The sequence below is a fragment of the Chryseobacterium indologenes genome, assembly GCA_016025055.1.
In the GTDB taxonomy this organism is placed as follows: Bacteria; Bacteroidota; Bacteroidia; order Flavobacteriales; family Weeksellaceae; genus Chryseobacterium; species Chryseobacterium indologenes.
On record CP065590.1, the window covers coordinates 465,174 to 477,465 of the forward strand.

At 38.0% G+C, this 12,292-nt stretch carries 14 protein-coding genes and 1 pseudogene; 1 reads left to right on the forward strand and 14 read right to left on the reverse strand.

Going from position 1 to position 12,292, the window contains the following annotated elements; genetic code table 11:
• Nucleotides 1-44: 44 nt before the first annotated feature.
• From H3Z85_02100 to namA, 8 genes and pseudogenes are all read right to left on the reverse strand, one after another.
• Nucleotides 45-1,085 (reverse strand): LysM peptidoglycan-binding domain-containing protein, encoded by a 1,041-nt coding sequence (locus H3Z85_02100; GenBank protein ID QPQ52319.1) that lies wholly within the window; start codon nucleotides 1,083-1,085, stop codon nucleotides 45-47.
• Nucleotides 1,086-1,118: 33 nt separating this feature from the next.
• Nucleotides 1,119-2,582, reverse strand: coding sequence for a DUF2235 domain-containing protein (locus H3Z85_02105; protein QPQ52320.1), 1,464 nt, complete (start codon nucleotides 2,580-2,582; stop codon nucleotides 1,119-1,121).
• A 6-nt stretch (nucleotides 2,583-2,588) separates the two neighbouring features.
• Nucleotides 2,589-3,704 carry a DUF2931 family protein gene (locus tag H3Z85_02110; protein QPQ52321.1) on the reverse strand — a complete coding sequence of 372 codons (1,116 nt, stop codon included), beginning with the start codon at nucleotides 3,702-3,704 and terminating at the stop codon, nucleotides 2,589-2,591.
• Complete coding sequence (locus tag H3Z85_02115; GenBank protein ID QPQ52322.1) at nucleotides 3,691-3,861, reverse strand: hypothetical protein; 171 nt, start codon at nucleotides 3,859-3,861, stop codon at nucleotides 3,691-3,693. The genes H3Z85_02110 and H3Z85_02115 overlap by 14 nt, the downstream gene beginning before the upstream one ends.
• Before the next feature lies 1 nt (nucleotide 3,862).
• Nucleotides 3,863-5,790: pseudogene (locus tag H3Z85_02120) on the reverse strand (Vgr family protein).
• A 137-nt stretch (nucleotides 5,791-5,927) separates the two neighbouring features.
• Nucleotides 5,928-6,332 (reverse strand): hypothetical protein, encoded by a 405-nt coding sequence (locus tag H3Z85_02125; GenBank protein ID QPQ52323.1) that lies wholly within the window; start codon nucleotides 6,330-6,332, stop codon nucleotides 5,928-5,930.
• Nucleotides 6,333-6,508: 176 nt separating this feature from the next.
• A complete protein-coding gene (locus tag H3Z85_02130) occupies nucleotides 6,509-6,799 on the reverse strand; it encodes a DUF2752 domain-containing protein (protein ID QPQ52324.1) in 291 nt (96 codons plus the stop codon).
• A gap of 28 nt (nucleotides 6,800-6,827) precedes the next feature.
• Nucleotides 6,828-7,880, reverse strand: a complete 1,053-nt coding sequence (gene namA, locus H3Z85_02135; GenBank protein QPQ52325.1) for an NADPH dehydrogenase NamA — start codon at nucleotides 7,878-7,880, stop codon at nucleotides 6,828-6,830.
• Nucleotides 7,881-7,976: 96 nt separating this feature from the next.
• Between namA and H3Z85_02140 the strand changes: the two genes are divergently transcribed.
• On the forward strand, nucleotides 7,977-8,462 hold the full coding sequence (locus H3Z85_02140; protein QPQ53821.1) for a cytidine deaminase: 486 nt from the start codon (nucleotides 7,977-7,979) through the stop codon (nucleotides 8,460-8,462).
• 446 nt (nucleotides 8,463-8,908) lie between these two features.
• Here H3Z85_02140 and H3Z85_02145 read toward each other — a convergent pair whose 3' ends face one another.
• The 6 genes from H3Z85_02145 to H3Z85_02170 form a co-directional block, all read right to left on the reverse strand.
• Nucleotides 8,909-9,214, reverse strand: coding sequence for a barstar family protein (locus H3Z85_02145; protein ID QPQ52326.1), 306 nt, complete (start codon nucleotides 9,212-9,214; stop codon nucleotides 8,909-8,911).
• A 2-nt stretch (nucleotides 9,215-9,216) separates the two neighbouring features.
• Nucleotides 9,217-9,801 (reverse strand): Zn-dependent protease, encoded by a 585-nt coding sequence (locus H3Z85_02150; protein QPQ53822.1) that lies wholly within the window; start codon nucleotides 9,799-9,801, stop codon nucleotides 9,217-9,219.
• A gap of 85 nt (nucleotides 9,802-9,886) precedes the next feature.
• Entirely contained in the window at nucleotides 9,887-10,345 is a 459-nt protein-coding gene (locus H3Z85_02155) for a ribonuclease N (GenBank protein ID QPQ53823.1), read from the reverse strand.
• A gap of 82 nt (nucleotides 10,346-10,427) precedes the next feature.
• Complete coding sequence (nadE, locus tag H3Z85_02160; GenBank protein QPQ52327.1) at nucleotides 10,428-11,219, reverse strand: NAD(+) synthase; 792 nt, start codon at nucleotides 11,217-11,219, stop codon at nucleotides 10,428-10,430.
• Nucleotides 11,220-11,230: 11 nt separating this feature from the next.
• Entirely contained in the window at nucleotides 11,231-11,761 is a 531-nt protein-coding gene (locus H3Z85_02165) for an N-acetyltransferase (protein QPQ52328.1), read from the reverse strand.
• A 3-nt stretch (nucleotides 11,762-11,764) separates the two neighbouring features.
• Complete coding sequence (locus tag H3Z85_02170; GenBank protein ID QPQ52329.1) at nucleotides 11,765-12,289, reverse strand: GNAT family N-acetyltransferase; 525 nt, start codon at nucleotides 12,287-12,289, stop codon at nucleotides 11,765-11,767.
• Nucleotides 12,290-12,292 lie beyond the last annotated feature (3 nt).

Consider the following 12,292-nt stretch of genomic DNA (forward strand, 5'->3'; position numbering starts at 1 on the left):
CTGACAGTCTGTGTCTTAATTTAATTTTCATTTGTTTTGTTTTTTTATTCAGGAAGAGCGGCGATAGAAACAGAAATCTTCTTTTCTTGCCTCAAAAGAATGCTGCTTTCGAGATACATTGATTCGGGAAATATTGTTTTCTCATCCAGGTAATATCTCACCCTGAATTCACCATTATCGTTCATTACTGGCTCATCGTCAATTACCATAGAGAATGGAGCACCGTTCATAAAGTCAGATGCAGATCTCTCCTCATGTAATTTTCCGGTTCCGTCTATCCGGATGAGATTATGGTCATCTTTGAGAGGGTCAAGCTCCAGTTTTATTTTATATTTTGGTTCTATCGGATTATCTGTGACCGGGAAGCTTTGTATTTCTTCTATGCTAAAATCCTCTCCAAAGCTTTGATAAATCCCATAAAATAATGTTCTGATGAAATAATCATTTTTAAGATATAAATTAAGGGTTTCAGGAGCATCCAGTACTTTTTCAATCTGTCTGCAGTAGCGATCAACAGTCTCACCGTCAAATTCCTTGTACACTGCTTCTTTTACGGCCGGCCATCTTTCTTTAAAGACAGAAAGATTCTCAACTGTTTTAAATTTTCCGTGCTCATCGGTACTGATCTGCAGAGGATATAAAACTTTTGAGGTCTGATAAGCCAACATATCTGCTATTTCATTGACTTCTTCTTCGTTCAGATATATTTTGGAAATTCTGTTTATTTCAAAATAATGTTGTCGTCTTTCACTTCTGATCCATCGTACTGAAACTTCATATTTGAGCTCGTTGAGATGATCTCCGTTTTCAATAGTGACAACGGCACCGTATTTCCTGTATATTTTTGCAGGGTTAAATACCAGACTGTTAGCCCTACCCAGCGGTACTTTTTTATCCTGATCAACTGCTGAAGATCTGGGAATAAAAATCTCCTTCTGCCCGGTCAGCTCAATCAGAACCATATCTCTTACACTGCAAAGGTTATTGTGAAATAACTTCAGCGCATCTTTATCTATTCCATAAAGGGCTGCAATGCTTTTTAGGGTATCGTTTTCCTGAACGGTATGTATATTAAATTTCTGCATAATTATCCTGCTTCACAACGTGTTGATTATATTTTAATGCACCACTCTTTTCCTGTCTGACCTCGGGTCCATTCCTATGGCATACCGGTCGGCAGACCAGTGGAGGTATTTATTCCTTAAATCTCTGAGGTCTTTCTGCTCTGCGAGCTCTCTTATATAATCAGGATTAGTTTTATTATGGTTATATTTTTTATCCAGATCAGCAACCCACTTAAAATCATAAGGTTTTCCGTTTTTAAAGACATATCCCCTAAGTTTTTTTTCAACACGAACCAGAAGGGTATCTTTAGAAAAATCATAGGTCTTTTTTATCTTCGTCATGGATATCTGCTCACATTTAGCGGTATTGGCTTTTTCTGTCATAAATGTGAGGGGAATATAGCTGTAGGTATGCAGTAAATCTCTGACTCCTTTTAATGCAAAATATGCATTACCCCCAATGTAGGAGAGTTGATTTCTGTTATACCATCCTTCGGCAACCAATCTGTCTTCAAGAGGTTTAAGATCTCTTTTATCCGTCCAGTCGGTTTCTATTTCTCTTACCCATTCTGTTTCGGATAAGTAACTTCCTCCAATGTCTGAATGTACGCCCGGAAATGTTTTTTCTTCTCCATAGAAAACAGGAACCTGCTTTTTTCCTTTTGCATCTGTATCGTAGGCTACATTGGTAAGGTCGAAGTTCTCCCTGTGCTCATCAGTGGCAATAAAGTGTACAATTTTTTTGGCCGAGGTTATATCGTCCAGGTGTAATTCTTCTACATCATTGCTGAAGTTGGGCTTTGCAGAAACACCGGGATGATACGATGAAACGGTGTCATAAATTCCCAAAAAGCGAACGACAATCCGCTCAACGGTAATACCTGCCTCCATTAATTTTAATCCAAGATGTCCTCTTGGCGGCAGTTGGGTAATAGGCACTTCTTTTCCGTCATCATCACTGTAAAAGGTAACGCTTACTTTTCTTTTGGTATAGGTTTTCTTGTTTGCGGCGTACTTTCTTTTATTAATTTCATATACAAAGTTACGGGCTGCCGCCGCTCCTCTGCTGAATCCAAAGACATCCAATGTTAAGACGGCAACTTTCTTTTTATTGCCGAGTTTTTCCTTTAATCTTTTGACTGTTTCTTCACAGCCTTTTCTCACTTTCCCACGGATTCCTGTGTCTCCGCTCCCAAAAGCAAAGCCGCTATTTTCATCATCTTTACGGTCATCGGTTCCTATTCCTTCGATATAAATTCCATAATCAGCATTGCAGGCTTCCGACATACGAGCAACATTGCTCCAGCCATTATCATAACTGGTGTCTTTTTTCTCGCTTATCAGCTTTTTGGACCAGGTTTTAATCCCGTATTTTTTATAAACTTCCGTATTATTTTCCCGCTCTTTGGTATTGGCTTTATTGTTGAGCGTTCCATCAAAGAAAACTCCCAGTACAGCATCTATAGAATCATCTTCTATGTTTTCGGGAGTATAATTTCCAAAAACTACATTTGACATAGGTTTCTATTTGTTTTGCTTTACGTATTTATCGGTCTGTGTCACCGGATATTTTTTACCGTTTTGCTCGATATAAATCTCTGCAGTATTTCCACTGCTTATATCAATAACTATATCTGCAGAAGCTTCTTTATCTAATCCTCCAAATATTTTATACATATCGGTTTTTTCAAAATCCAGAGGAAGAAAAGTTCCGTTGTATACTTTATTGGCCTCTTTTATATATTGTGAATTCCCTGTACATACAATCTGTGAGCTTTCCTGTTTTCCGTCTTTATTTTTCCATTCGAAATAGAAAAGATACGGCACAGCTCTTTTGGCATACGGTAAAGCAGTAGCCGGCTGATCCTGCAGCGTACTTTCACGTTCACCGTTGGCCATATAAAAATTCCTTTTTTCAAGAGTACTTCCTGCAGGCAAGATAAGCTTGGGTCTCCAGTTTAATTTTTCTCTGAAATTTTCATATAAATCAGGGTTCGGGTAGCCTTCGTCTTTTATCTTTTGAGTAACGATGGGTTTTACGATTCCAGGGTCGTTCAGGATATCTTCTCTGTAGTTGGGTTCAAATACATATTTAAATTTATCGTAAGCTTCTGCTTGTGTAATTTGTATTTCTTTGCCCTGAAAATGTCCTACCTCAACCTGATGTCCGTCTCCATATAACCAAAGTATCAATTTCCCTTTTGGTCCTAAGCCAATGACAAAGGTGTCATATGTTCCTTTTTTTAAGGAATCAAAATAGGTCTGGCTGAATCCTTCATTAAACAATCGGGTAATTTTTTGGGTGTCCAACTCCCAATGTCCTGCATAAAATTTATTTTCTGCCAGAGAATACCAGGTAAATTCCAAGGTACGGGGAACTTTGACGGGATGATCTGTGCCCCCCATATGTTTTCCGGGTTCTCCCCATCCTCCGCCTGTAATTCCCCAGATATCAGAAAACGGAAACTGATAATCATCAGCGATCAGCTCTCCGTAATAAGCCTGCATCGGGTATTCATTGGGTGCTGACAAGGTTCCTGTCCATATATATTTTTCTTCCATTTTTTTATTTTGACATGTGATTAATGAGAAACTGCATACAATGAAAAGAATGAAAGTTTTCAATTTATTTATTCCCATGAGACATTATTTTTTTATTGCTGGACAAAATAAGATTTTCCCGCTGTGCTTCCACATTTATCTTTTGGGCAATCTTTTCTACCTTTTTTCCTACATTTAAATGATAAGAGTCTTTCACGGTGACCCGGATATTGGTTGCGGTTTTTCTAATGGCCATTTTAGAACAATTTTGATTTTTCAGCACTGTTGAATTCTACGATTTTTCCGCTCTGCATGGTCATATTTTCCAGCTCGCTGAACATGGATATTTCTCCTGCAATTTCATGAGAGGTTTCGGATTGTCTTTTGAATTCTTTTTCTACCATTTCGGTTCTGGTATCCGAAGATTCCCTGATATCACCGGAAGCGGTTTGTACAATATCCTGTCCTGCTACAGAAATAATATCATCATTAGCATTGCTCGTAATACTGTTTCCGGCTCCGATTGAAATTTCTTTTCCGGCTGTAATATTGATATTTTCTCCGGCATTCAATGTAAAATTCTTCGGGGCCTTCATATCAATATTTCCTTTACCATCCATGAAGTATACGTTTCCGCTTGGGTCAAGAATTTTCACACTTCCTTCTTCATCATTCATTAAAATCCTGATTCCGCTTCTGGTTTGTATCGATTTTAAATGGTTATTGATGCCACCTCCCAAAGCAACTCCTCCATGGAACATTCCTCCCATGACAAAAGGTCTGTCGGGATGGCTGTGCACGAAGTTTACCATGACCTGATCTCCTACTTCAGGAATAGCCACATATCCTCTGTTTTGGGTAATCTGGTCTGTACCCCCGCATCGGGGCTCATCATCCTGATAAAATGAGTGGTATCATTAGTTTGCCAGTCAAATCTTACCTGAATCCTTCCCTGCTTTTCAGGGTCTGTATTTGAAATTACGGTTGCCGTCTGCGGCTCGGCTTTAGGAACGGTATATTCTGGTCTGGGAAGGAAGCCTGTATCTGCAGCAATTCCGACAAAGCTTCCGTGATAATGGCCTATGGTATCAATTTCATGTTCCGACTCCGTAATCATGATTCTGGTAAAATAAGAAGTCTCATTGGAATCCGGTTTACGCATCTGCATATCTACGACACAACCCGGGTGCAGAAAAGGAACGGTTGTATTTCCTGAAACGGAAAAAACATTTACCGCTTCACTTCCTGAAGCACTTTTCTGTGAATATTCTACGTCAAGATGAGTAGAAGCTTTTATAGGAGCAACCTGTAATGCCGGTGTCTTATAAATAGAATCGTTATGGCTGTAAGCTGTCTTCGCAAGATCCCCCACATGTTTGATGGGTGTTGATCCGGAAGTTAGTTTTTCATTTTTATGACTGTTGTAACCGTAAAATTGTGGTCTGGTATGCACTGCTTTTAATTCAACCTTGATATCATTGGCACTGCTTCCGTAGGTTAAGATGATGGGTTTGTTCTGGGGAGGGAGTTTTCCGAAATGTACTACTTCGCCATCATAATAAAACTGTTCTCCGTATGCTTCCGCCATTCTTGCCAGATAATTATAATGCGTTTCATCATACTGGCTGCTGTAGATGATCTGTGAAAAATTATTAGCATCAACTCTTACGTCAAAACGGTTCTTATCTATTCCTTGTTTGATGACTTCTTCTGCAATAATTCCCATGTTGACGGGCTGATTTCCCCCAAAGCTCTGAATATGCGGAGCTCCGTCAAGAAGGATGGTGGGGCTGCTTCCGGTGAGTACGATATTTCCCAGGCTCATTTTTTCCTGACTGAATCCGACACCTGTAATGACTCCCACAAAAGTCCTTTCCGGACTGTTGTCGACATCTTTATAAGAAATAATGGCTGTGAGACGTTTTCCAAGAAATTTATTAGCATCTTCCAATGAATGGGTTTGCCTTTCTCCCAAGGTATCATGTGCCAAGGTGAGCGTAAACTCATGATGGCGTTTTGTACTTTGCTTAAGTTTAAAGTGTTTGTAATATTTGATCATCTTTCCCTCTATTACAAGAGAGAGTTTTACCAATCGGTTGATTCCTGTATGATGATTTTCAGATATACCGTCTGCATTTTGCGTCGGACGGAAAGTCCCCGCTTGATTCCCAGGCATGATTGACATATTGTGTAGTGATTTGTTAGGTTTTTAATTTTTTGAAGAATTTTAAACGAATAAAAATCCGGCAGATAATGACTTTCCAACAGGTAAAAAAAGACCGTCTTGTAAGGACAGTCTTTTAATATCTTGGAATGAAAGACCTAGCTCATTGGCCAAAGTCCTTCATAGAATGAGTTTCCGTAACTAATGCTTTCTGCACTTACTACAAAGCTGATCAGCATATTATTGCTGTCTAATGCATCAAAATCTACTTCATGCTGGATAACGTACCCGTTTTCCCATTTTAAAGTGATCAATGTACCTTCTTCGTGAGATTTGTTGAAATTGATTTCTCCTGTTGTAGGCTTGTATTTGCTGTTTAGTAAGCTTTCCAAAACATCAGATTTTTCTGTTGCTTCGATGGTTACTTTAATCAGTGCGTTTGACGGATCAGAGGCTACACGTCCTGAAACATCTGTAGCTCTTGATACACTGTAATTAAGCTTTAATAATTTTTGTCCCTCACCTCCATTGAATTTTAAGATTCCTCTTGAATTTCCTGCCATATTCTTACATTTTATTCTTTACTATATATTGTCCCTATAAGGTTTAATATAAACAAAGATAGACTTCATGTTCTAAACTGAAAAATTTTCGAGCAAGAGTTTCAGAAATTGTAGTAATTCTACGACTTTCAAATATCGGATATTATTATAAAAATCATAACCGACAGGTTTCTTTATCAGGTCTGTAAAAAAACATGTTTATACACATATGATCCTATAATGATCGTAAGATTGATGATAAGCAGGGCCATCAGTACAGGTCCATATTTTCTTTTCCTGTCTATAAAACTTATCCCAAGAATAAATAAAAACAACAATATGGTATATACTGCCGGATACATCTGAAACGCTTCTGAAAATTCCCCTTCAAATACGAGAACAACAGCTCTCTGCGCACCGCATCCGGGACATTCTACGCCCAGAAATCTTTTACTGGGACAAGTCAGCATGAAGTCATCAATATTCATTTTTCGGAAATGTTGGGATGATTTGATATTACGTTGAAATCTTTGCTCTGGTGTATTGATGAGGGAAGAAGCAGTCTTCATTCATTTCAAACGATCCCTGAACGGCGATATAGGGATTTCTTAAAATCTCTCTGGCAATAAAAATAAGATCTGCATCTCCGTTTTGAAGAATTTTCTCCGCCTGATCAATCTCTGTGATAAGACCTACGGCGCCTGTTTTCACAGAAGCTTCGTTTTTTACCTGAGACGAAAAAGGAACCTGATACCCGTCAAAAACAGAAATCTTCGCTCCATGGATATTTCCACCACTGGAAACATCTACCAGATCAACACCATGCTCTTTAAGCACTTTTGCCAGAGCCACGCTGCTTTCGATATCCCATCCGTTTTCGGCATATTCCGTTCCGGAAATACGTACAAAAAGTGCGGTATTTTCGTTTAATACTTCATTAACGGCATCTACGATTTCGATTAAAAACCTGATTCTGTTTTCAAAACTTCCTCCGTACTCATCCGTTCTGATATTGGAAAGCGGTGACAGAAACTGGTGAATCAGATAACCATGTGCTCCATGAATTTCAATGACATCAAATCCTGCTTTAACTGCTCTTTTGGCCGCTTCTTTAAAATTCTGAACCTGTTCTTTTACCTCACCGGTAGTCAAAGCATGCGGAATTCTTTCCGAAGGATGATATGGAATGGAACTGGGTGCAACGGTTTCCCAACCTTCTTCTACTGAAATCTGTTTATTATTCCAGGTAGATCCTTTTCTTCCTGCATGAGCTAACTGAATGCCTATTTTACTTTCAGAATTTTCATGCACGAAGTTGGCAATTCGTTGTAGTTTTTCAGCCTGTTGATCATTCCAGATTCCCATGCAGTGATTGGTAATCCTCCCTTTGGGTTCTACGCCTGTTGCTTCTACCACGATCAGACCTGTTCCTCCCTGTGCCCTGCTTCCGTAGTGTACAAAATGAAAGTCATTGGCCATCCCGTTTTCACATGAATACATGCACATTGGAGACATTACCCATCGGTTTTTGAGCTCAATATTTCTGAATTTTATTGGTGTATATAGCATTTTTATTATTTTAAAAATTAGAATTTGCGGGAAGAAGAATAAATATTGCCCACCTCATTAAAAAGAAGTAATTTTACCCCCCTTTTTTAGTCGACAATATATGAAAAAGACATACAGATCAGTTACGAATACTTTAAAAATAGCAGCGAACTGAGCGATATAGAGAAAAAATTATTTGAAAGAGCCAAAGAAGCTCGTGAGATGGCCTATGCTCCGTATTCTCAGTTTCTGGTGGGATGTTCTGTTTTGCTGGAAAACGGAGAAATCTATTCCGGGAATAATCAGGAAAATGCGGCGTATCCGTCCGGTCTTTGTGCTGAGAGAACTACCCTTTTCTGGGTGGCAGCGAATTTTCCTAATGTGAAAATAGAAAAGATTTTCGTCGTGGGTGGCCCGAAAGAATTCCATGAAAGCAACCCTCCGATTCCTCCATGTGGAGCTTGCCGTCAAAGCCTTATAGAATACGAAACCAAACAGAACGAAAATATAGACCTTTATTTCTCCAGCATGAATGAAGAAGTAGTGAAGGTTCATGCCGTGAAGGATTTGTTACCTTTTTACTTTGACTCTACCTTTTTGTAAAAAATAAGAAAGTAAATTTTATGAACAAATAACTAGTGGCTTTATATTAACCACAGAATTTTTGTTTTGATATGGGATCAGCTAAAGATCTTAAAAATCGTATTGATAATATTTAGTTTACAACCTGTAGTAATGAATGCTACAGGTTTTTTATTGGTGTTGAAAAAAATGCAAAGATTTAATAAATAACAAACCCTTTTACAACACAATAAAATCAAAGGTTTTCGTAAGAATTTTTATAGCCACTCATTCACGAATGATTTTATTCGTGCATGAGTGGTAAACCAATAAAAACTCCCGATACTTTCTATTTACGGAATCTCCCAAATCTGCGAGAAAATAAAAAAAACCGACTTTACTGACTAAAAAAAGGATAACCAATGTGCACCACATAAAATAGGCTGTCTTATTTCTAAAACAACCTTATTACTTTTTTATATCATCAGTTAATCTTCTGTTTCCTCTTCGTCCTCATCTTCATATTGCTCCAGATAGTAACTGAAAGTGAAATCTTCTACTTCTTCCTCCGCATCTTCCAGCGTAGTCAACAAGTCTTCAAAAATTTCCAACTGATCTACTGTCATATTAACAAACTCAAGGTGAAGCGGCATCTCGAGATCTCCCGTAATGGTATCAAAAAGTGCATCAAGATTATCCCCAAAATGTTCAGAAAGTTTTATTTTTTCCTTTAGCTGGGCGTAAAAATCTTCGTAATCGCCTATGTCTGTAAAATCTATATATATTGTCTTCATATCTAATTAAATTTCCAATTTTTATCTATTAAAAAAGCTTTGCATGTATTGCAAAAATCGGTCTCCTCATTGGTAGGATTTTTACCTTCTGCATCTCTCATAAAGCACATCTTCCTAGGGCAATGTGGCAGCCCTTGTGTATGTCCAAGCTCATGGATGGCTATTTTATAAAATTGTTCATTCGCATTCTCTTTACTGAGTCTGAATTTGGATGCTACACAGGCTTTTCCAGGTCTATACCCTAATCCCATAATTCCAAAATCTTTTATTTTCCCTCTGGTTGCACTTATATCTTTTGAGGTTAAACCAATCGTAACAAATCCATCTTTTGTTCTTTTATTCAAAAATTTAATGATTGAATCAGCCCTGTATCTATTTCTCTCTTTATAATAAGTATTCTTAGGAAAATCTATAGCCTCAAGAACCTGTACATTTGGGTAAACTTTTTTAATACCTTCTGTAACCGTTAACAAACTTTGAGAACTGACATCCTTAAAAGGTTGAATAAGTATAGTTATGAACTGTTTTTGCTCAATCTTCACTGTTTTATGTTTCTCTTTACATGAAATCATCAGAAGAAAAACCATAAGAAGATAAAAACTATAATTTTTCAAAATTAACTATTTAAAATAACTTATCAGGAATATCGGCTTTGTGACGAACGCAATGACATTATTGTTTATCAAAACTCTTATAATGATTTTTGGTAAGATAAACGTCTCCGCTTCTGGTAAAAATAATTCTGTCTGCCTGCCTGTTGCCGCAATGGTAATTCACATCCGCTTCAAAGTACTTTTCTCCATCCGGTAACCTTCCTTCACGGTTACCAAATTTATCTCCTCCAATAGCTTTTCCCGGGAGTACATCGCAAAGATTTCCTTTTGAAGGATTCCAGCCTTGTTTCCTGGCTTCATTTTTTGTGATATAATAGTCCGGTAATCTGTGATTTTGTTTAACATAACTGATAACGGTTCTTTCTTCCGTCAGTTTTTCAATGGGATCTTGACTTGCTGTATTTCCGACATTCAATTGATTTTCTGCAGAAGTACTTCCGTAGCTTACATTTTCTGTTTTTGCTATGTTTGCATCTCCTTTGTCAATAAAATTCTTGTAAATATACATCACTGACATCCCGAAAAGAAGTCCTAAACAGATGAAGAATACGGCTCTTATTTTACCATTCATAGTATTTTTATTAATATAACAATTTAACCTAGTTTCTCCATTCTTCAGGAATATCACAAATCGGAATAGGTTCCATTTTGTGTTTTGCGGCTTTATGCATTCTGTCAAAGATCAGGAATACTTCTTTATCTCTGCCTTCATAGTCGTCAGCTGTTTTGGTTCCGTATTCTTTCTGAATCTTTTCAAGTTCAGGATACGTGGCTCCGATCTGCTGTTCATCAGTTCTGTCTACATCCCAAAGTCCGTCTGTAGGAATAGCTTCCTGAATACTTTTGATAAGGTTCAATCCTTTCGCCAGGGTATACACTTCAGTTTTATAAAGGTCTGCAATTGGAGAAACATCTACTCCACCGTCTCCATATTTTGTATAGAAACCGATTCCGAAATCTTCTACTTTATTTCCTGTGCCACATACCAAAAGACCGTTCAGCTGGCCATAGTAGTACAGCGTAAGCATTCTTAAACGGGATCTTGTATTGGCAAAAGCCAGTTTTTCGTTGGGATACAGATCATCCTGCACATTAAATGTTTTATACAGTTCCTCGAAAGCAGGTGTAAGATCTACAGACATGATTTCAACATTGGAAAATTTTGATTTAAGATCATTCATATGGTCTTTCGCTCGGTCTACCTGATCGGCTTTCTGACGGATCGGCATTTCAATGAGCAGGGTTTTCAATCCTGTCATGGCCGCCAATGTGGAAACCACTCCTGAATCTACACCTCCTGAAACGCCTATTACATAACCGTTAACTCTGGCTTTTGTTGCATACTCTTTTAACCAGTCTACAATATGATCTATTACTTTTTGTGTCTGCATTATTTATATTTTTAATCTATACCAAATTCTTTAGGGTATTTCACCACCCCTTTTACATTTTTTAGTCCGTCTTTTACCAGCTCTATAGCCATTCCATTTTCTTCGGGAATTTCAAACGGAAAAGAAATCCCAAAATTACTTGTTTTTTCGTAACCAAACTTCGGATAATATTTTTCGTGCCCAAGAAGGATCACCGATTGATATCCTAATTCCCTGGCTATATGGTGTCCATGAAGGATAAGCTGGCTTCCGATTCCCTGATTCTGAAAGTCCGGCTTAACCGATACGGGAGCTAATGCCAGTGATTCAAAAGATTCTGAAGCATTTTCAATCCTGATTTTTGTAAACAGAATATGACCCGCAATTTCTCCGTCATCATCCTCCATTACCAATGATAATTCTGGAATGAATGCATCGGAAACTCTTAATTTTTCTACCAAAAACTGTTCCTGATGGTCACTATGCTCCATATTTCTGAATGCTTCTTCTATAAGTTGAAACACGCTTTCGTGATCATTTTCTTCTTCCTGTCTGATCCTCATGGTCTATGCAATATATTTTTCACGTTTCAGTTCGTACCAGAGACAAGGTATTCCCGAATCTTCAAACTCTCCTGTATTTTCAAAGCCAAGCTTTCTCAATATATGGTTGGAACCTGTATTTCCGGCATCTGCATAAGCATAAATAGTATCGGCACCCAATTCGTTAAAACCGTACTCAAGAGCAGCCCGTGCAGTTTCCATGGCATATCCTTTACCCCAGAACTCAGGGATAAAACGATAGCCGAGATCCAGAGTGTTCACATGCCCGTTGATGGGTTGTTTTAATAATTTCAGGCCGCTCCACCCTATCATCAGGCCACTTTCTTTTTCGATTACAGCTAGTCTTCCTACTCCGTTTTCGTCGTATTGCTTCTGAATCATTTTGATGGCTTCTTTTGATTCTTCAAGACTTGTCACGGGCTTACCAAGATATTTCATGACCTCAGGATCGGAATCCATCAGAAACATTCTTTCACAATCGGTCTCCTCAAGTTTTCTTAAAATCAATCTTTCTGTTTCTATTATCATCGT

Excerpts from the sequence above, each read along its gene's own strand:
- H3Z85_02100 (QPQ52319.1), bottom strand. The coding sequence starts at position 1,085 with ATGCAGAAATTTAATATACATACCGTTCAGGAAAACGATACCCTAAAA.
- H3Z85_02105 (QPQ52320.1), bottom strand. The coding sequence starts at position 2,582 with ATGTCAAATGTAGTTTTTGGAAATTATACTCCCGAAAACATAGAAGAT.
- H3Z85_02110 (QPQ52321.1), bottom strand. The coding sequence starts at position 3,704 with ATGGGAATAAATAAATTGAAAACTTTCATTCTTTTCATTGTATGCAGT.
- H3Z85_02115 (QPQ52322.1), bottom strand. The coding sequence starts at position 3,861 with ATGGCCATTAGAAAAACCGCAACCAATATCCGGGTCACCGTGAAAGAC.
- H3Z85_02125 (QPQ52323.1), bottom strand. The coding sequence starts at position 6,332 with ATGGCAGGAAATTCAAGAGGAATCTTAAAATTCAATGGAGGTGAGGGA.
- H3Z85_02130 (QPQ52324.1), bottom strand. The coding sequence starts at position 6,799 with ATGAATATTGATGACTTCATGCTGACTTGTCCCAGTAAAAGATTTCTG.
- namA (QPQ52325.1), bottom strand. The coding sequence starts at position 7,880 with ATGCTATATACACCAATAAAATTCAGAAATATTGAGCTCAAAAACCGA.
- H3Z85_02145 (QPQ52326.1), bottom strand. The coding sequence starts at position 9,214 with ATGAAGACAATATATATAGATTTTACAGACATAGGCGATTACGAAGAT.
- H3Z85_02150 (QPQ53822.1), bottom strand. The coding sequence starts at position 9,801 with ATGGTTTTTCTTCTGATGATTTCATGTAAAGAGAAACATAAAACAGTG.
- H3Z85_02155 (QPQ53823.1), bottom strand. The coding sequence starts at position 10,345 with ATGTCAGTGATGTATATTTACAAGAATTTTATTGACAAAGGAGATGCA.
- nadE (QPQ52327.1), bottom strand. The coding sequence starts at position 11,219 with ATGCAGACACAAAAAGTAATAGATCATATTGTAGACTGGTTAAAAGAG.
- H3Z85_02165 (QPQ52328.1), bottom strand. The coding sequence starts at position 11,761 with ATGAGGATCAGACAGGAAGAAGAAAATGATCACGAAAGCGTGTTTCAA.
- H3Z85_02170 (QPQ52329.1), bottom strand. The coding sequence starts at position 12,289 with ATGATAATAGAAACAGAAAGATTGATTTTAAGAAAACTTGAGGAGACC.